The sequence below is a fragment of the Limnohabitans sp. genome (genome assembly GCF_040400975.1).
Lineage (GTDB): Bacteria > Pseudomonadota > Gammaproteobacteria > Burkholderiales > Burkholderiaceae_C > Limnohabitans_A.
Genome location: NZ_JBBAPF010000007.1, coordinates 1 through 17,935, shown reverse-complemented (window position 1 = coordinate 17,935; position 17,935 = coordinate 1). Strand labels below are relative to the sequence as shown.

The 17,935-nt window shown below is 58.8% G+C and carries 14 protein-coding genes; 5 read left to right on the top strand and 9 right to left on the bottom strand.

The window, feature by feature from the left end; all coding sequences use genetic code 11:
• Positions 1–54: 54 nt before the first annotated feature.
• The 7 genes from ABWQ00_RS06055 to rpmH all read right to left on the bottom strand — a co-directional run bounded on the left by ABWQ00_RS06055 (position 55) and on the right by rpmH (position 6,342).
• Positions 55–558, bottom strand: a complete 504-nt coding sequence (locus tag ABWQ00_RS06055; RefSeq protein ID WP_353237783.1) for a hypothetical protein — start codon at positions 556–558, stop codon at positions 55–57.
• A 33-nt stretch (positions 559–591) separates the two neighbouring features.
• On the bottom strand, positions 592–1,920 hold the full coding sequence (locus ABWQ00_RS06050; RefSeq protein ID WP_353237782.1) for a tyrosine-type recombinase/integrase: 1,329 nt from the start codon (positions 1,918–1,920) through the stop codon (positions 592–594).
• Between the two features lie 322 nt (positions 1,921–2,242).
• The gene (gene mnmE / locus ABWQ00_RS06045; protein WP_353237781.1) at positions 2,243–3,655 is read right to left on the bottom strand and encodes a tRNA uridine-5-carboxymethylaminomethyl(34) synthesis GTPase MnmE; all 1,413 of its coding nucleotides are present in this window, start codon (positions 3,653–3,655) and stop codon (positions 2,243–2,245) included.
• 63 nt (positions 3,656–3,718) lie between these two features.
• Positions 3,719–5,422: a membrane protein insertase YidC gene (yidC, locus tag ABWQ00_RS06040; RefSeq protein WP_353237780.1), complete on the bottom strand. Its 1,704-nt coding sequence runs from the start codon at positions 5,420–5,422 to the stop codon at positions 3,719–3,721.
• Positions 5,419–5,694 (bottom strand): membrane protein insertion efficiency factor YidD, encoded by a 276-nt coding sequence (gene yidD, locus ABWQ00_RS06035; protein WP_502908086.1) that lies wholly within the window; start codon positions 5,692–5,694, stop codon positions 5,419–5,421. Before yidD ends, yidC begins: the two co-directional genes overlap by 4 nt.
• Entirely contained in the window at positions 5,691–6,140 is a 450-nt protein-coding gene (locus ABWQ00_RS06030; protein ID WP_353237884.1) for a ribonuclease P protein component, read from the bottom strand. Before ABWQ00_RS06030 ends, yidD begins: the two co-directional genes overlap by 4 nt.
• Before the next feature lie 67 nt (positions 6,141–6,207).
• Positions 6,208–6,342 carry a 50S ribosomal protein L34 gene (gene rpmH, locus ABWQ00_RS06025; protein WP_005798102.1) on the bottom strand — a complete coding sequence of 45 codons (135 nt, stop codon included), beginning with the start codon at positions 6,340–6,342 and terminating at the stop codon, positions 6,208–6,210.
• 252 nt (positions 6,343–6,594) lie between these two features.
• Here rpmH and dnaA point away from each other — a divergent pair, with 252 nt between their 5' ends.
• The 3 genes from dnaA to gyrB all read left to right on the top strand — a co-directional run bounded on the left by dnaA (position 6,595) and on the right by gyrB (position 11,933).
• Positions 6,595–7,983 (top strand): chromosomal replication initiator protein DnaA, encoded by a 1,389-nt coding sequence (dnaA, locus tag ABWQ00_RS06020; protein WP_502908085.1) that lies wholly within the window; start codon positions 6,595–6,597, stop codon positions 7,981–7,983.
• Between the two features lie 151 nt (positions 7,984–8,134).
• Entirely contained in the window at positions 8,135–9,244 is a 1,110-nt protein-coding gene (gene dnaN / locus ABWQ00_RS06015) for a DNA polymerase III subunit beta (RefSeq protein ID WP_353237778.1), read from the top strand.
• 85 nt (positions 9,245–9,329) lie between these two features.
• Positions 9,330–11,933: a DNA topoisomerase (ATP-hydrolyzing) subunit B gene (gyrB, locus tag ABWQ00_RS06010; RefSeq protein ID WP_353237777.1), complete on the top strand. Its 2,604-nt coding sequence runs from the start codon at positions 9,330–9,332 to the stop codon at positions 11,931–11,933.
• Between the two features lie 3 nt (positions 11,934–11,936).
• On the opposite strand, the gene glpK is transcribed toward gyrB, so the two are convergent.
• On the bottom strand, positions 11,937–13,451 hold the full coding sequence (glpK, locus tag ABWQ00_RS06005) for a glycerol kinase GlpK (RefSeq protein WP_353237776.1): 1,515 nt from the start codon (positions 13,449–13,451) through the stop codon (positions 11,937–11,939).
• 44 nt (positions 13,452–13,495) lie between these two features.
• On the opposite strand from glpK, the gene ABWQ00_RS06000 reads away from it, so the two are divergent.
• The gene (locus ABWQ00_RS06000) at positions 13,496–15,091 is read left to right on the top strand and encodes a glycerol-3-phosphate dehydrogenase/oxidase (protein WP_353237775.1); all 1,596 of its coding nucleotides are present in this window, start codon (positions 13,496–13,498) and stop codon (positions 15,089–15,091) included.
• Between the two features lie 273 nt (positions 15,092–15,364).
• The gene (fic, locus tag ABWQ00_RS05995; protein ID WP_353237774.1) at positions 15,365–16,480 is read left to right on the top strand and encodes a protein adenylyltransferase Fic; all 1,116 of its coding nucleotides are present in this window, start codon (positions 15,365–15,367) and stop codon (positions 16,478–16,480) included.
• A gap of 156 nt (positions 16,481–16,636) precedes the next feature.
• Here the strand turns inward: fic and ABWQ00_RS05990 are convergent.
• The coding region (locus ABWQ00_RS05990; protein ID WP_353237773.1) for an IS1182 family transposase at positions 16,637–17,935 on the bottom strand (1,299 nt) is incomplete at its 5' end.

Sequence of the window (17,935 nt, the reverse complement as noted above, 5' to 3'; positions counted from 1 at the left end):
GAACATTAAACACATCTTTCCCCTAAAACATGGGGTAGAGTTACTAAAGTTATTTCACCCCCATTTTCGAGCGCATTTCTTGTAAGCTGTAACCACTACATCAAGACTGCAACCTTCCGCTCGACTGACTAATTCCGCTGCTGTAATCTGTTTCGACAACTCATTGTTTGAGTAATGCTGCAAGCCAAAGGCTTTTGCTACTTCTTGGGTTGCTCGCCACATTTTGTAATCACGCTCCCAATTTCCGAATTCCTGCGGCCCGCGTTTGGTGGGACGTTTGCGCTTGCCCAGCAGTACATCAGCAGCAAATTTTGCAAGCCATTCGGGCATCCTTTCGTTTCGCGACAAAGCATCAGCAGCATGCGATAAAAGCACATCAAATTCCATTGCATTCGGTTTTTTTGAGGCTGCCTCCAGGGCGTTACCAATTCTCAAAAAATCCTGCTCTTGGGGGTTCGATGCTTGAATGTCATCTCTGAGGATGTTGCCACTCAAAAACCTCTTTGCGAACTCCAGCGCGGCTTCATTTGTTTTCGTCATATGTGATTCGCCCATCATTGACTGTGCTTTTACCTGCGGCCTCGGGGCTTATCACGATGCCGCGTAGGCTTTGCCAAATGGCCCGATGATCACTTTGCCGCGCCCGTTTTGAATCTGACCGTCCACAAAGTCGGCCCACCATTGCAACATCTCCCTCCGTTGGCCGGCATATTGCGCTCGGTTATAGACGCCCCGGATGCCCTTTGTTTCATGCGCGAGACACTTCTCAATCCAGTCTGAATTGAAGCCCGCTTCATGCAGGTGAGTTGATGCCGTACGCCGGAAATCGTGAATCACAAAGTCCCGTACGTCGACCGCCAGAGCCCGCACCGCAACATTCAGAGTGCTTTTGGCGATTGGCTGCTTCAGGCTGTGTGAACTGGGGAATACCCACTCAGAATCACTGGCCAGCGCTTTCAATTCCTCGAACATGGCCACTGCTTGCCGGGACAGTGAAACAAGGTGCGGCTTGTCCTTCTTCATGCGCTCACCTGGAATGGCCCACTCACCTTTTTCAAGATCAAGCTCTTCCCATTTGGCCTCGATCAGTTCCGACTTGCGCACCATGCACAGGATCAGTAGGTGCAATGCCAGCTTGTGCGCACGCTTCATGCTCGACTGGTAGATGGCACGCAACAGTTTGCCGACTTCCTCCGGGGGCAAGGCTACATCCCTGCTCCTGGCTTGGGCGATGAACTTCGCCTCAATGGCGGCAGCCGGGTTGAACTGGGTTTTCTCCCGCGCTATGGCATAGGCAAACAGCCGTTTCAGCACGTTTCGGGTTTGCAGCGCCATTTGGTCGGCCCCGCGATTCTTGATCTTGTCAGTAATTGCCAGAATGTCGGTCACGGTCACGTCGGTAATTTGCCTCGCGCCGATTGCCGGGATTACGTCCTTGTCGAGAATGCGCTTGATGTTGCGAGGATTGCTGTTTGCGGGTTCGACAATCTCGGCATACCAACGCAGGGTAAAGGCCTCCACCGTGTCGGCTTCCCTCGATGCATCCTCTTTGGCTTTTACCTTGGCCATGGCCTTCATGCACCAATTGCGGATGAAGAATTGAGCCAATTCTTTCGCCGCCGGGGGCAAATCCTTGGGTATGGAGTCGCCGCGCTTCAAGGCCATCGGGGAGAGTCCACGCCCGGCCAGTGCCTTGCAATCGTCCCGCCAGGTGCGGGCATCGACCAGTGAATAGGCTGGGTAGTTGCCAAGCGTAACCTTTTCTTGCTTGGTTCCACGCCCGCCGTTACGGTAGCGCATCCGCCAAACCTTCGCCCCGCCGGGCAGGACTTCTATGAACAGCCCGCCGTCGTCGGCTTCCTGATATGCCTTGCCCGCAGGTTTCAGGTTCCGCAGTTTCGTATCCGATAGCGCCATCATTCACCCCCTCGCAGTAGCGTATGCCCATGAAAACGGCTTGACCATGGGCACACGACCTGAAACGCTTATCGGCGAGGTATTCAAGCGACTTGCCCACCATGTGCTCCCAAGAAGAACGTGATTTCTCCACCACTTCAGAAGGGGTTTAGGGCACACACAGGCATCGCCATGGGCACACCGCAGTTCATCATGGGCACACATCTGGGCTCACATTCTTGCGGATTGCTGCGGAACATGCAAGACCAGAGTGGGACAAAAAACCTGCAGTGACGCAGGTTTACTAAAGTTTTGCGGAAGTCGGCGGATCGATCAGGAAGCCTTGCTATTTGCCGATGCAAAAGCTCGAAAAGATCACGCCCAGCAAATCATCGGCGCTGAACTCGCCCGTGATCTCGTTGAGCGCGTTTTGGCCCAAGCGCAGTTCTTCGGCCAACAGATCGAGGTTTTGCGCTTGCGCAGCCAAATGGGCATCGGCCACTTCCAGGTGTTCGCGTACGCGGTGCAGCGCCTGCACATGGCGTTCCCGGGCGATGAACAGGCCTTCGCTGGCTTGTTGCCAACCGGCTTGCTGTAGCAGTTGCTGGCGCAGGGCCTCTAGGCCTTCGCCAGTGCGGGCCGAGAGCGTCAAGCCTGTGCGAACTTGTTCAACGCTGGCCGCATCGGCTTTGTTCCAAACATCGATCACCGTCACGCTGGCAGGCAAGCGACTTTGCAGGGCGGTGGCAATGTCGGCATCGGCCATGTCGTAATCGGCTTGGCCCACTCGCGTCAGATCGTGCAAAAACAGCACCGCGTCGGCGTTGTCGATCTGACCCCAGGCGCGGGCAATGCCGATTTGCTCGACCTCGTCTACGCCTTCACCTTCGCGCAGCCCGGCGGTGTCGATCACATGCAGTGGCACGCCTTCGATTTGAATGGTTTGCTGCACCACATCGCGCGTGGTGCCCGCTATGGGCGTGACGATGGCCAGCTCGGCCCCGGCCAGCGCGTTGAGCAGCGAACTCTTGCCCGCATTGGGCTGGCCTGCAATCACCACCTTGATGCCTTCACGCAACAAGGCACCTTGTCGGGCTTTGCCCAGCACCGTGTCCAAGGCCGCTTGCAGACGGTTCAGCTGGCCCTGTGCATCGGCCTTTTGCAAAAAGTCGATCTCTTCTTCCGGGAAGTCCAGCGTGGCCTCGACCAACATGCGCAGGTGAATCAGCGCATCGCGCAGCAGATGGATCTCTTTGGAGAAATCACCCGCCAAAGAACGGCTGGCGCTGCGAGCCGCAGCTTCGGTGCTGGCATCGATCAGGTCGGCAATCGCTTCAGCCTGAGCCAAGTCGATCTTGTCGTTCAGAAATGCACGTTCGGAAAACTCGCCCGGTTGCGCCACGCGCAAACCTGCCAAGTGCGGCTGGCCTGTGGCGGGGTCCACCTTGGCCGCCGCTTGCAGGCAGCGCGCCACCAGCAGCTGCAAAACCACCGGACCACCGTGTGCCTGCAACTCCAGCACGTCTTCGCCTGTGAACGAGTGCGGGGCCACAAAATGCAGCGCTAAGCCGTGGTCGATCGGGCTGCCATCGGCATCGACAAAGGGCAAATACGTGGCCTCGCGCGGCTTGAGCGCGCGGCCGCACAGCGCGTGAATCAGTGACGCCAAATTGCGGCCCGAGACTCGCACAATGCCCACCGCACCGCGACCGGGTGCGGTGGCGATGGCGACGATGGGTTCTTGGTGTCTGGCGAGCATGGCGGTCTTGGACGGGGTGAAGCAAAAAAAGGCCGCTTGCGCGGCCCTTGGGGTGGGGTGGTTTTACTTGAACTTTGGCAAGTTGAACTGCGGCGGTACGCCCATGCGGGTGTTGATCATCCACTGCTGTGCAATCGACAAGATGTTGTTCGTGATCCAGTAGAGCACCAAGCCGGACGGGAAGAAGAAGAACATCACCGAGAAAATCAGCGGCATCATCCACATCAATTTGGCTTGCATCGGATCGGGTGGCGCGGGGTTCAATGCCGTTTGCAGCAAAGTCGTCAGCGTCATGATCAGCGGCAAGATGTAGTAAGGATCGGGCGCTGCCAAGTCCTGAATCCAGCCCAGCCATGGGGCATTGCGCATCTCCACGCTGGACAACAGCACCCAGTACAGCGCAATGAAAACAGGGATCTGAACCATGATCGGGAAGCAGCCGCCCATGGGGTTGACCTTCTCTTCACGGTAAATCTTCATCATCTCCTGCTGCATTTGCTGCGGGTTGTTTTTCAGGCGCTCACGCATTTCCATGATCTTGGGGTTGATGGCTTTCATCTTGGCCATGCTGGAGTAGGCCTTGGCGTTGAGCCAATAGAAAGCGATCTTGATCAACAGCACCAAGGCGACGATGGCCCAGCCCCAGTTTTGCAGCACGCTGTGCAGTTGGTCCAGCAGCCAGTACAAAGGCTTGGACAGCATGGCCAACCAGCCATAGTCTTTCACCAAGTCCAGGCCTGGCGACAGGGCTTCGAGCACTTTTTCTTCTTGTGGACCGCTGAACAGATGGTTGCTGAGGCTGCGGGTCTGGCCAGGGGCCAGCTCTGCAAACGGCGTGATCATGCCCACGGCGTACAGGTTGGTGTCGACCTTGCGGGCAAAGTTTTCGCGCTGAATGCCTTCAGGCAACAGCCAAGCGCTGGCAAAGTAGTGCTGCACCATGGCCACATAACCATTGGGAGAGGATTTTTCGAACTCGGTCTTGTTCTTTTCGATGTCGGAAAACTCCAACTTTTGGTATTTCTTGGCTTCGGTGTAAACAGCCGGTCCGGTGAAGGTGAAGTAAAACGCCGACTCGCCCTCAGGCTTGTTGCCGTCACGCACCAGCTGCATGTACAGCTGTGGCGACACCGGCACGCTGCCTTTGTTCACCACGTCGTGCTTGACGTTGATGACGTGGCTGCCGCGTTTGAAGGTGTAGGTTTTGACGAGCTGAACGCCGTTGATCTCGGCCGATTCAAAACGAACCGTCAATTCATCCAGGCCATCTTTGAGTTTGCGATCGCCACTGAAACTCATGGGGGTCTTGTGGGTTGGGAAGTCCCCGCCGATCAAACCGGTTTGCGCCATGTAAACGCGGTTGCTGCTTTGGTCCAGCAACACCATGTTCTTATGGGGGTCAACCAAGTCGCGGTGCTTGGTGAATTCGCTGCGCACCAAAGAGCCGCCTTCCGAATCAAAGCTCAGCTTGAGCACATCGGTTTCGATCTCGATTTTTTCACGCGCTGTGGCTGTAGCGCCAGATGCTGAAGTGGGCACCTGACCAGGCGATGCCGTCACGGCTGTCGTGGCCGTTGGCAATGCGTTGGCACCGTTGGTGGCCGAGGCGGGCGCGGAGCCTGCAGCGGGCGCAGGGGCTGGTGCGGCTATTTCAGGCTTGGGGAAAAATGTGGCTTTATTCCCATTGTGAAGCTGCCATTGGTCCCACAGCAGAACCAGGGAAAAACCAAAAATCACCCAAAGGATGGTGCGACGGATATCGTTCATGGGGTCTTCTTTGACGACGTAGGGGAAAACAAATCAGAGAACAAGCGGGGTGCTTGTGCGGGAACAGGGTCATGGCCACCCTTGCACCAAGGGCTGCAACGCACCAACCGGTGCATGGTCAGGTAACTGCCAGCCGCAGCGCCATGTGCCGACAAAGCGTCCAAAGCATAGGCGGAACACGTGGGCTCGAATCTGCACGAGGAGCCGAGCCAGGGGCTGAGCAGCAAGCGGTAGCCACGCACCACACCCATCAAAACGCGCTGAATGATCATGCTGCGGCCTTAGGGTGAAGAGGTTCTAGGGCGGCGCGTTCAAAAAGCTGTTCCAGCTCAAGGCGCACGGCCAACTTGAGTTGGTCAGAGCTGGCGCTGATGAACAGTTTGCGATCAAACGTGGTGCGCAGACGCACCACGTGCGCGGCTACAGGCAGTCGTTCGCCAAAGCGTTCACTCACGTTGTAGATCTGCCGTTTGATGGCGTTGCGGGTCACCGCTCGACGCGCCCAGCGCTTGGGCACCATGGCGCCCAGCCAAACGCCCGACAAGTCAAAAAGGGCCTGCTCCGGTGAGGGTGCAGGCCCGATATGTTCGGCGGGGGCCGATGGGTGGTCTGAGGGCTTGGGCAGGTTCAGGCGATGCAACGCGAAATGCGCTGTCCGCGAGACCGTACCACCCGCTAGGGCAGCCTGAAACTGTGGGCGTGTTTTTAAACGCTGCACGATGGCCATGCCCCGATTGCAACCGCCCGAAGTGGCGATGGGCCACGAGCAGACGGCTGAACAGTCATTAGACAGCCAGGCGCTTGCGGCCCTTGGCGCGGCGTGCATTGATCACAGCGCGGCCGCCACGGGTTTTCATGCGAACTAGAAAGCCGTGGGTACGGGCGCGACGTGTCTTAGATGGTTGGTAGGTGCGTTTCATAACTCTTCCTTTGTGCCCAATGCCATGGATCAGCTTTGGGCGAAACCCAAGATTATCGCAAACTTTCAGATCCACGGCAAACAAACTGTATTTTTGTCCATCAGGGTGTGTCCGGAGTGTTCAAGCTTGGATGTGGTTTATGATCCCCTTTCTTTTCGATTCAGCATGTGGATAAGCTCTTGATAAAGCCCGTCGTTCCGTGCATCCCGACCACTTCTGTCCACAATAAAAAAGTACGCAATGACCGAGGGAATGACCCCAGAATTTCAGGCCGATCCCAGCCCATCTTTGTGGCAAGCCTGCGTCGACGATTTGGCGCGTGAGTTGCCAGAGCAGCAATTCAACACCTGGATCAAACCCCTCTCGGCACAGGTATCCAAAGACCATCAGACGGTCACCATATATGTGGCCAACCGTTTCAAGCTGGACTGGATTCGTGCCCAATACGCGGGTCGTTTGTCCGCCTTGTTAGAAAGCCTGCAAGGCCATCCAGTCAAACTTGAGTTGGCGATCACTCAGCGCGAAAGCGGCGTCAGATCTGCGAAGGCTTCAACGCCTTCCTCTATGGACATGCCGGTGACTTTGACTGCAGTGGCCGACGAATCGGCCGCCAACCCCTTTCGCAGTCGCCTCAACAGCGCCTTGAATTTTGATAACTTGGTCGAAGGCACTGCCAACCGCATGGCACGTGCCGCGGCCATGCATGTCTCGGGCTCGCCGGGTCATCTGTACAACCCCTTGTTCATCTATGGCGGCGTGGGTTTGGGCAAGACCCACCTGATGCACGCCATCGGCAACAAACTGCTCGCAGACCGCCCCGAAGCCAAAGTTTTGTACATCCATGCTGAACAGTTTGTGTCGGATGTGGTTAAAGCCTACCAGCGCAAGACTTTTGATGAGTTCAAACACCACTACCACTCACTCGATTTGCTGCTGATCGACGACGTCCAGTTCTTTGCCAACAAAGACCGCACGCAAGAAGAGTTTTTCAACGCTTTCGAGGCCCTGTTGGCCAAAAAGTCGCACATCGTGATGACCAGCGACACCTACCCCAAGGGCCTGGCCGACATCCATGAGCGCTTGGTGTCGCGCTTTGACTCGGGCCTGACGGTGGCCATGGAGCCGCCCGAGCTGGAGATGCGCGTGGCGATTTTGATCAACAAAGCCATCAGCGAAGGCAGCGAGATGCCCGAAGAGGTGGCGTTTTTTGTGGCCAAAAATGTGCGCTCCAACGTGCGTGAGCTGGAGGGCGCGCTGCGCAAAATCCTGGCCTATTCGCGTTTCAACCAAAAAGACATCTCGATCCAGTTGGCCCGTGACGCCTTGCGCGATTTGCTGTCGATTCAAAACCGCCAGATCAGCGTGGAAAACATCCAGAAAACCGTGGCCGACTATTACAAGATCAAGGTCGCCGACATGTACAGCAAGAAGCGCCCGGCCAGCATCGCCCGCCCGCGCCAGATCGCCATGTACCTTGCCAAAGAAATGACCCAAAAAAGCCTGCCCGAGATCGGCGAGCTGTTTGGCGGGCGCGACCACACCACGGTGTTGCACGCTGTGCGCAAAATTGGTGCTGAACGTCAGCAAATGACCGAGTTGAACCAGCAACTTCACGTTTTGGAGCAGACCCTCAAGGGTTAAACCGCCATGACCCCGCTCCTCTGGCTTGTTTTCGGTGATTTGACCCCTTTGAAGCCCGTTTTCTGGGCAAAAAGCGGCGAAAATGCACCCTGTAGCGAAAATTTCGTCCAGATTTGAACTGCGACGATAAAAAACCACCAAAGGTAGACAAATGATCGTCCTGAAGGCCACCCAAGACAAATTGCTGTCGGTCCTGCAATCCGTGTCCGGCATTGTTGAGCGCCGTCACACATTGCCTGTACTGGCCAACGTGCTGATCCGCAAAACCGGTCACGCACTGCAACTGACCACCAGTGACCTCGAAATCCAGATCCGCACCACGGCAGAGATGGAAGGTGATCCAGGCGACTTCACCACCACCGTGGGCGCGCGCAAACTGATCGACATCTTGCGCACCATGCCTGCCGACCAGACCGTGAGCCTGGAATCGTCACAAGCCAAGCTGATCTTGAAGGGCGGCAAGTCCAAGTTCACCTTGCAGACTTTGCCGGCCGAAGACTTTCCGCTGGTGCAAGAAGCCGCCAGCTTTGGCCCCGTGTTCAGCGTGCCACAAAAGACCCTCAAGCAACTGCTGGGACAGGTCTCGTTTGCCATGGCCGTGCACGACATCCGTTACTACCTGAACGGCATTTTGTTTGTGGCCGAAGGCAACCGCCTGAGCCTGGTGGCCACCGACGGCCACCGCTTGGCGTTCACCGCCGCCACGCTCGACGTGGAAGTGCCCACCAAACAAGAAGTGATCTTGCCGCGCAAGACCGTGATCGAACTGCAGCGCCTGCTGTCAGACGCCGATGGCGCGATCGAAATGCAGTTTGCCAACAACCAAGCCAAGTTCAGTTTTGACGGCATGGAGTTTGTGACCAAGCTGGTCGAAGGCAAGTTCCCCGACTACAACCGTGTGATTCCCAAAGGCCACCGCAACAACCTGACGCTGGGCCGCCAAGCGCTCCTGTCTTGCTTGCAGCGAACCGCCATCTTGACCAGCGACAAGTTCAAAGGCGTGCGTTTGAATCTCGAGCCCGGTACCTTGCGTGTGGCTTCGACCAACGCCGAACAAGAAGAAGCCGTGGACGAACTCGACATCGATTACGGCGGCGACGCCATCGAAATTGGCTTCAACGTCACCTACATCATCGACGTGTTGGCCAACATGGGCCAGGACATGGTCCGCATCGATCTGGCCGACGGCAACAGCTCGGCGCTGATCACGATCCCCGAGAACGACAACTTCAAATACGTGGTGATGCCCATGCGCATTTAAGGCCCGCGCCCTACGCCCATAGACCTTATCGAAACCCGCGACCCTTCGCGGGTTTCGGCCATTCAAGCGACAGAGAAAATTGAACATGACCGACGACATCAACCCCAGCGAAGACGCTTTCACCACCGCGCAACCCAAGATCGACGCCCACCAAGCGGGCGCATCCGAAGGCTACGGCGAAGGCTCCATCCAGATTCTGGAAGGCCTGGAAGCCGTGCGCAAACGCCCCGGCATGTACATCGGCGACACGTCCGATGGCACCGGCTTGCACCATTTGGTGTTCGAGGTCGTCGACAACTCGATTGACGAAGCGCTGGCTGGCCACTGCGACGACATCGTGGTCACCATCCACTCCGACAACTCGATTTCCGTCACCGACAACGGCCGCGGCATCCCCACGGGCGTGAAGATGGACGACAAGCACGAGCCCAAGCGCAGTGCTTCCGAAATCGCTTTGACTGAGTTGCACGCAGGCGGCAAGTTCAACCAAAACAGCTACAAGGTCTCCGGCGGTTTACACGGCGTGGGTGTGTCTTGCGTGAATGCTTTGAGCAAATGGCTGCGCCTGACGGTGCGCCGCGAAGGCAAAGTGCACCAGATCGACTTTGCCAAAGGCTTTGTCCAAAACCGTTTGCTCGAAACCGTGGACGGCGTGGAAGTCTCGCCCATGCGCGTGACAGGTGCCACCGACAAGCGCGGCACCGAAGTGCACTTCTTGCCCGACGTGGAAATCTTCACGCAGAACACCGATTTCCATTACGAAATTTTGGCCAAGCGTTTGCGCGAACTGTCCTTCCTGAACAACGGCGTGCGCATTCGCCTCAAAGACGAGCGCAGCGGCAAAGAAGACGACTTCTCCGGCGCTGGTGGCGTCAAAGGCTTTGTCGACTTCATCAACGCCAACAAAAAGGTGCTGCACCCCAACGCTTTCCACGCCATGGGCGAGCGTCCTGCTGACAGTTACGGCGGCATCCCCGGCACCAGCATCGGTGTCGAAGTGGCCATGCAGTGGAACGACGGCTACAACGAGAACGTGCTGTGCTTCACCAACAACATCCCACAACGTGACGGCGGCACACACCTGACGGGCCTGCGTGCTGCGATGACCCGCGTGATTGCCAAGTACATCGAGAAAAACGAGATCGCCAAAAAGCAAAAAGTTGAAGTCAGCGGTGACGACATGCGCGAAGGCCTGTGCTGCGTGCTGAGCGTCAAAGTGCCCGAGCCCAAGTTCTCCAGCCAGACCAAAGACAAGCTGGTGTCGAGCGAGGTGCGCGCCCCGGTGGAAGACATCGTGGCCAAGGCCTTGACCGACTTTTTGGAAGAGCGCCCGAACGACGCCAAGATCATCTGCGGCAAGATTGTGGAAGCCGCCCGCGCCCGCGAAGCCGCCCGCAAAGCCCGCGAGATGACACGCCGCAAAGGCGTGCTCGACGGCATGGGCTTGCCCGGCAAACTGGCCGACTGCCAAGAAAAAGACCCGGCCCTGTGCGAAATCTACATCGTCGAGGGAGATTCGGCCGGCGGCTCGGCCAAGCAAGGCCGCGACCGTAAGTTCCAGGCCATCTTGCCCCTGCGCGGCAAGATCTTGAACGTGGAGAAAGCCCGCTACGAAAAGCTGCTCACCAGCAACGAAATCGTCACGCTCATCACGGCGCTTGGCACCGGCATTGGCAAAGCCAGCGCCGAATCGGGCAAGAGTGGCACCGACGACTTCAACGTCGACAAACTGCGCTACCACCGCATCATCATCATGACCGACGCCGACGTGGACGGCGCGCACATCCGCACATTGCTGCTCACCTTCTTCTACCGTCAAATGCCTGATTTGGTGGAGCGTGGCCACATCTACATTGCCCAGCCACCGCTCTACAAAGTCAAGGCCGGCAAAGAAGAGCTGTACCTCAAAGACGGCCCGGCGCTCGACGGTTTCTTGCTGCGCATCGCGCTCAAAGACGCCAGCATCAGCACCGGCGGCGCTGCGCCCCAAGTGCTGACGGGCGAAACCCTAGAAGCACTGGCCCGCAAACACCAAGTGGCCGAACAAGTCATCGCCCGCCTGTCCAATTTCATGGACGCCGAAGCCCTGCGCGCCATGGCCGATGGCGTGTCGCTCAACCTCGACAACATGGAGTTAGCCGCCGCCTGCGCCCCCGCGCTGCAAGCCAAGCTGCGTGAACTCAACACCACCGGCATCCCTGCCGAAGTGAGCGCCGAATTTGACGTGCGCACCGACAAACCCATTCTGCGCATCAGCCGCCGCCACCACGGCAACATCAAGAGCAGCATCATCACCCAAGACTTTGTGCACGGTGCCGACTATGGCGCGCTGGCCGAAGCGGCCGAGACCTTCCGCGGCTTGCTGGGCGAAGGTGCCAAAGCCAGCCGCGGTGAAGGCGAGCGTCAGAAAGAAGAAAAAGTGGGCGACTTCCGCCAGGCCATGCATTGGCTCATCAGCGAAGCCGAACGCACCACCAGCCGCCAGCGCTACAAAGGCTTGGGCGAAATGAACCCCGCTCAGCTGTGGGAAACCACCATGGACCCCACCGTGCGCCGCCTGCTGCGCGTGCAGATCGACGACGCCATCGAAGCCGACCGCGTGTTCACCATGCTCATGGGCGACGAGGTGGAGCCACGCCGCCACTTCATCGAGAGCAACGCGCTGCGGGCGGGGAACATCGATATTTGAGCCTCAAAGCACCGTCTTGCGCACCGCGTGTTCCCACAGCGCCATTTGTTTGGCGGCGAAGTCGGGCAGGCGCTGCGGGCTGAAGCGCCGTTCCACGCGCCACTGCGCGCTCAACTCTTCGGTGCTGGCGTACACGCCCGTCGATAAGCCCGCCAAATAAGCCGCGCCCAGAGCGGTGGTCTCGGTCACTTCGGGGCGCACCACATCCAGGCCCAGCAAGTCGGCCTGAAACTGCATGAGCAGGTTGTTGACGCACGCGCCGCCGTCCACGCGCAACTCTTGCACCGGGGCCACGCCCGCCTGCGCCAAATCGCGGCCCATGGCTTGCAACAAAGCCGCGCTTTGAAAGGCGATGCTCTCCAGGGCCGCACGCGCAATGTGCGCCACAGTGCTACCACGCGTCAGGCCCGTGATGGAGCCGCGTGCATCCGGCCTCCAATAGGGCGCACCCAGCCCGGTGAAGGCAGGCACCACCATCACGCCGCCCGAATCGGGCACGCTTTCGGCCAAGGCTTGCACCTCGCTGCTGTGGCGAATGGCGCCCAGGCCATCGCGCAGCCACTGCACCACGGCACCGCCCACAAACACGCTGCCCTCCAAAGCAAACTGCGGCGCGCTCTTGGGTTGTGCCGTCACCTTTACCGCCACTTGTGCCGCGCTGGTGGTGATCAAACCATTTTGCGAATGCATGGCCGTGTGGCCCGTGTGCATGAGCATGAAGCAGCCAGTGCCATAAGTGTTTTTGGCCATGCCCGCGCCAAAGCAAGCTTGGCCAAACAGGGCGCTTTGTTGGTCGCCCGCCACCCCGCCGATCGTGATGGCATGGCCCAGCAGCTCGGGGCGCATCTGGCCATACACCGCGCTAGAGGCGTGCACCGTGGGCATCATGGCGTGCGGGATGCGCAAGGCCGCCAGCAACTCGGTGTCCCATTGGTGGGTGTGGATGTTGAAGAGCATCGTGCGCGAGGCGTTGCTCACATCGGTGGCGTGCACCGCGCCACCGCTCAGCTGCCACATCAGCCAGCTGTCCACCGTGCCAAACAGCAATTCGCCGCGCTCGGCTTGGGCGCGGGCGTTGGGCACGTTGTCCAACAGCCATTGCAGTTTGGTGCCAGAAAAATACGCGTCCACCAGCAAGCCGGTTTTGGCCTGGATCGTGTCCGCCAGCCCTTGTTCACGCAGGGCCGCGCAAGCCGGCTCGGTGCGGCGGTCTTGCCACACGATGGCGTTGTGAATCGGCTGGCCCGAGCCTTTGCGCCACACCACCGTGGTTTCGCGTTGGTTGGTGATGCCCAGCGCCGACACTTGGGCTGCGCTGATGCCGCTCTTGGCCAGCGCCTCAACGGCCGTGGCCAGCTGGGTTTGCCAAATCTGCATCGGGTCGTGCTCCACCCAGCCGGGCTGGGGGTAGATCTGCGTGATCTCTTGCTGCGCCATGGCCATGATCTGACCCTGAGCGTTGAACACGATGCTGCGCGAACTGGACGTGCCTTGGTCGAGGGCGAGAAGGTAAGTCATGGGCGTATCGAACCATAATCTGTGGGATCCAGCCACTTTAATCCATGCAGACCCCACCCCCACTTGCACCACCCCTGCCCACCCGCCGAGCTGACCTCGTGGCGCAGTTGCAGGCTGACACCGTCTATGACCTGGCCGTTGTGGGTGGTGGCGCCACGGGCTTGGGTTTGGCCTTGGATGCGGCCTCGCGCGGTTACCGCGTGGTCTTGGTGGAATCCGATGACTTTGCCAAAGGCACCTCGTCGCGGTCGACCAAGTTGGTGCACGGTGGCGTGCGCTATTTGGCCCAAGGCCAGCTCGACCTGGTGCGCGAAGCCCTGCACGAGCGCAGCACCTTGCTGCGCAACGCCCCGCACCTGGCCCAAGCGCTGCCCTTTGTCATGCCCACCTATGCGTGGTGGGAAAAGCCGTTCTACGGCATCGGCCTCAAGGTGTACGACGCCTTGGCCGGCGCATCCGGCTTGGGGCGCACCGAGTTTTTGTCGCGCCAAGACACGCTGGCCTGCTTGCCAACGGTGCAAGCTGCGGGATTGCGTGGTGGCGTGAAGTATTGGGACGGGCAGTTCAACGATGCCAAGCTGGCGCTGGCGCTGGCGCGCAGCGCAGCGAGCCAAGGGGCCTTGCTGCTCAACCGCATGCGGGCCGAACGCCTGCTCTACACCGAAGGCCAAGTGACTGGCTTGCAATGCACCGACACCCTCACCAGCCAAACACACGAAATTCAGGCGCGTTGCGTGGTCAATGCCACGGGCGTGTGGGTGGATGCGCTGCGCGAGCAAGACGGCAGCACGCAAGCCATGGTGGCCCCCAGTCAGGGCGTGCACCTGGTAGTGGACAAAAGTTTTTGGCCCAACCCAGAGGCCCTGATGGTGCCCAAAACCGCCGATGGCCGCGTGCTGTTTGCCGTGCCTTGGTTGGGCCAAGTGATCTTGGGCACCACCGACACACCGCGTGACGATTTGGCCCGCGAGCCGTTGGCTTTTGAAGCCGAAATCGACTTCATCTTGCAAGAGTCTGCGCGCTATTTGAAGCGCGCACCGGGGCGCCCAGATGTCAAAAGCATTTGGGTCGGTTTGCGTCCCTTGGTCAAACCGCCGCAAAGCGATGGCGACAACACCAAAGCCCTGAGCCGCGAACACACCGTGGTCGTCAGCCGTTCGGGCCTGGTCACGGTGACCGGCGGCAAATGGACCACCTACCGCGCGATGGCCGAAGACGTGCTGCAAAAGTGTGTGGACCACGCACGCCTGCTGCCACGCGGACCGGCACAAACCGCGCACCTGCCTTTGTTCGGTGCGGTGGGGGCGGTGGGGGCGGAGGCTGGCCCCGCGGTCTCCTTGGGCGAGGCCGAAGGTGCACACAGCTATGGCAACGAACAAACCTGGCTGGCCCAACTGCCCGGCGCCAACCACTGGTTGACCCCGAGCCTGAGCGAAGCCATGGTGCGCTTTGCGGCCCGCTACGAATACGCACTGAGCGTGGAAGACGTGTTGGCCCGCCGATCCCGATTGCTGTTTTTAGATGCCCGACTGGCCGCGCAAACAGCGCCTGCCGTGGGCGATATTTTGCAGTCCGAAACCGGACTCGACCCCGATGTGCAGGGCTTTTTGAAGCTGGCTGCGCAATACCGCTTGGACTGAATCAACCGAAACTACGCCCTAGAAATCAAAGCGCACCGCCAGCCTTCATGGAGGGCAACGCGCTGCGGGCGGGCAATATCGATATTTGATCGATCCGAAACCACATGTCGTCAAAACCCTATTTTGGCGACATGATAGGGGTGACGTGTACTCGCCAAGAACATGAGGCTACTCTCATGTTTGAAAAATTGAATTATTGCGACACGTTTGCTTGACGTGTCGCTCATGAGAACATATTCTTCGAACATGTTTCAATAATTTAATTTCAAGTACATGTACGACATCGAAACCGTTTGGCGGCCAGACCGGGCGCACAACCACTTACCGACACTGCCTCCGGGGCACGACCTGGAAAGCAAAGCAGTGCTGCGTGCCTGCATTACGGCCCGCGCTGCATTGGCCGAGCTGAAACAAGCCGCCGAGCTGATCCCCAACCAGACCATGCTTATCAACACGATTCCGCTATTGGAGGCCAAAGACAGCTCGGAAATCGAAAATATCGTCACCACCACCGACCAGCTGTTTCAACACGTTGATGGTGATGGGCAAGCCGATCACGCCACCAAAGAAGCCTTGCGTTACCGAACCGCACTGCACCATGGCTATCGGTCACTCCAATCCAGGCCACTGTGCACGGCCACGGCGGTTGAAGTGTGTCGCACCCTCAAAGGTGCAGACATGGATATCCGGCGTACACCCGGTACCCAACTGGCCAACGACCGAACGGGCGAAGTGATCTACACACCGCCGGAAGGGGAAGACCGGTTGCGAACCCTGCTGGCCAACTGGGAACGCTTTCTGCACAACGAAACCGAACTGGACCCATTGATACGAATGGCTGTTGGGCATTACCAATTTGAAGCCATTCACCCCTTCACGGACGGCAACGGACGCACAGGCCGTGTCATCAACATCCTCTTTCTGATCCAGCAAGAGTTGTTGAACCTGCCCATCCTCTATTTGAGTCGGCACATCATCGCGAACAAAGCCGACTATTACCGCCTTTTGCTGGAAGTCACGCGGGACCAAGCTTGGGAGCCTTGGGTCTTGTTCATGCTCAAAGCGGTGGAAGAAACATCGCGATGGACCACAGGAAAGATTGCGGCAATCCGGCAATTGGCTGAACACACCACCGAACACATTCGCCTGAGCTTGCCCAAAATCTACAGCCGCGAGCTGGTGGATGTGATCTTTGAACAGCCCTACTGCCGAATTGGCAACCTCGTGGACAAGAAGATTGGGCAACGGCAAGCCGCATCGCGGTATTTGAAAGAGCTCGTGGCCTTGGGTGTGCTGCGCGAAATGACCTATGGGAAAGAAAAGCTCTTCATCCACCCCAAACTGATGCAATTGCTCAGCCGGGACAGCAACGAGTTTCAAGCGTACTAGGAGCCTGGGCGGCAGAAGGTTTTGATCTGTCGCGCAAAGTGATGTGTTGCGATCGGCCTGCTTAATATTTCAGCAAAACACCCCAGCGAGCCGCAAGAGGACGTCACGGCCCTTTGTTTGGGCTGCTTTTAGCGCTATCTGAGCCCGTTTTGCCCCTCATGCCATCCTCATGGCGCCCATTCTTCGCAGATTGAGCGCCATGCACACGAGCTTGAACTCGGCCTTTGCCTTTTCCAGTCCCCGCATGCTGAATTGTCTGAAGCCCAGCACGCTCTTGATCCACCCGTTGGGCGGCTCGGCGATCCACTTGCGCTTGCGATACGCCGCTTTGCCTTGCTCAGTTTGGAGCTTGGCTCGCATGGCCAGCGTGTGCGGGTAGCGCTGTGCATCAGCCGGTTGGGTTTGCTGCTTGCCTTCGCGCCCCAAAGCGATGACCAATTCGGTCTGCGGCAGCGTTTTCGAAAGTTCTGCCATGACGGCTTCGCTGCGGTAGCCCGCATCGGCCAGAACCTGCTTGGCCTGTTGCCCAGTATGAGCCTTGAGCGCATCGAGCACTTTGGGCAATTGATGCACGTCCGAGCTGGTGTTGACCACTTCGGCGGCAACGATGATGTGAGCAGTCTCATCGACTGCAGTCTGGGCGTTAAAGCAGTAGTCAAACCCGCCGCCTGCGCGCTTCATGATGCGTGACTGAGGATCGGTAAAGTTGTCCTGGGCTTTGGCTGGGGGCACGCCGAAATCGCGCTGGTAAGGCCCGCCCCCCTTGGGCTTGCCATCTGGGCCCCTCGGGCGGCGATCATCATCTTGACTGCGGCCGCGCTGCGTATCGGCCTGGCGCTGACGCTCTTCAAGCCGTGCCTTGGCCGCCTCAATGGCTGCCAGACGCGCTTGGCGCCGTTCAATCTCAGCCGGTATGTCCAGCTCGGGCTCATCGCGCTCGGCCTGATCCGCAGCAGCGGCCCTCTTCATGAGATCGGCAATCTGCGCCTTGAGTTCGACCTCAGCGATCTGCATGCGCCCATAGCTCATGGCCTTGTGACGGCTGGCATTGGCCTTGATCTTCGTGCCGTCAATGGCCACGGTACCGAGCTTGACCAGCCCCATCTCACGGGCCAGGCGCACCACCTGCGTAAACAGTTCGGTGAACTCGGCCAGGTGCAGCGCACGAAAGTCCCGGATCGTGCGATGCGCCGGAAAGTTATCGGCCGCCAGGACCCGAAAGGCAATGTCCTCGTGCAGCTTCTTGGCAATCTTGCGCGAGCTGAACACGCCCGTGGCGTAGGCGTAGACCAGCACCTTGACCATCATGGCCGGATGAAACGGCTGGTTGCGTGAGCCACCACCTGCATAGCGGGCATGGAAGGCCTTCAGCTCGAGGCTGTCGACCGTGTCACTGATGAAGTACGCCAGATGACCGGCCGGCAGCCACTCCTGCAAGGCACAGGGCAAGAGCTG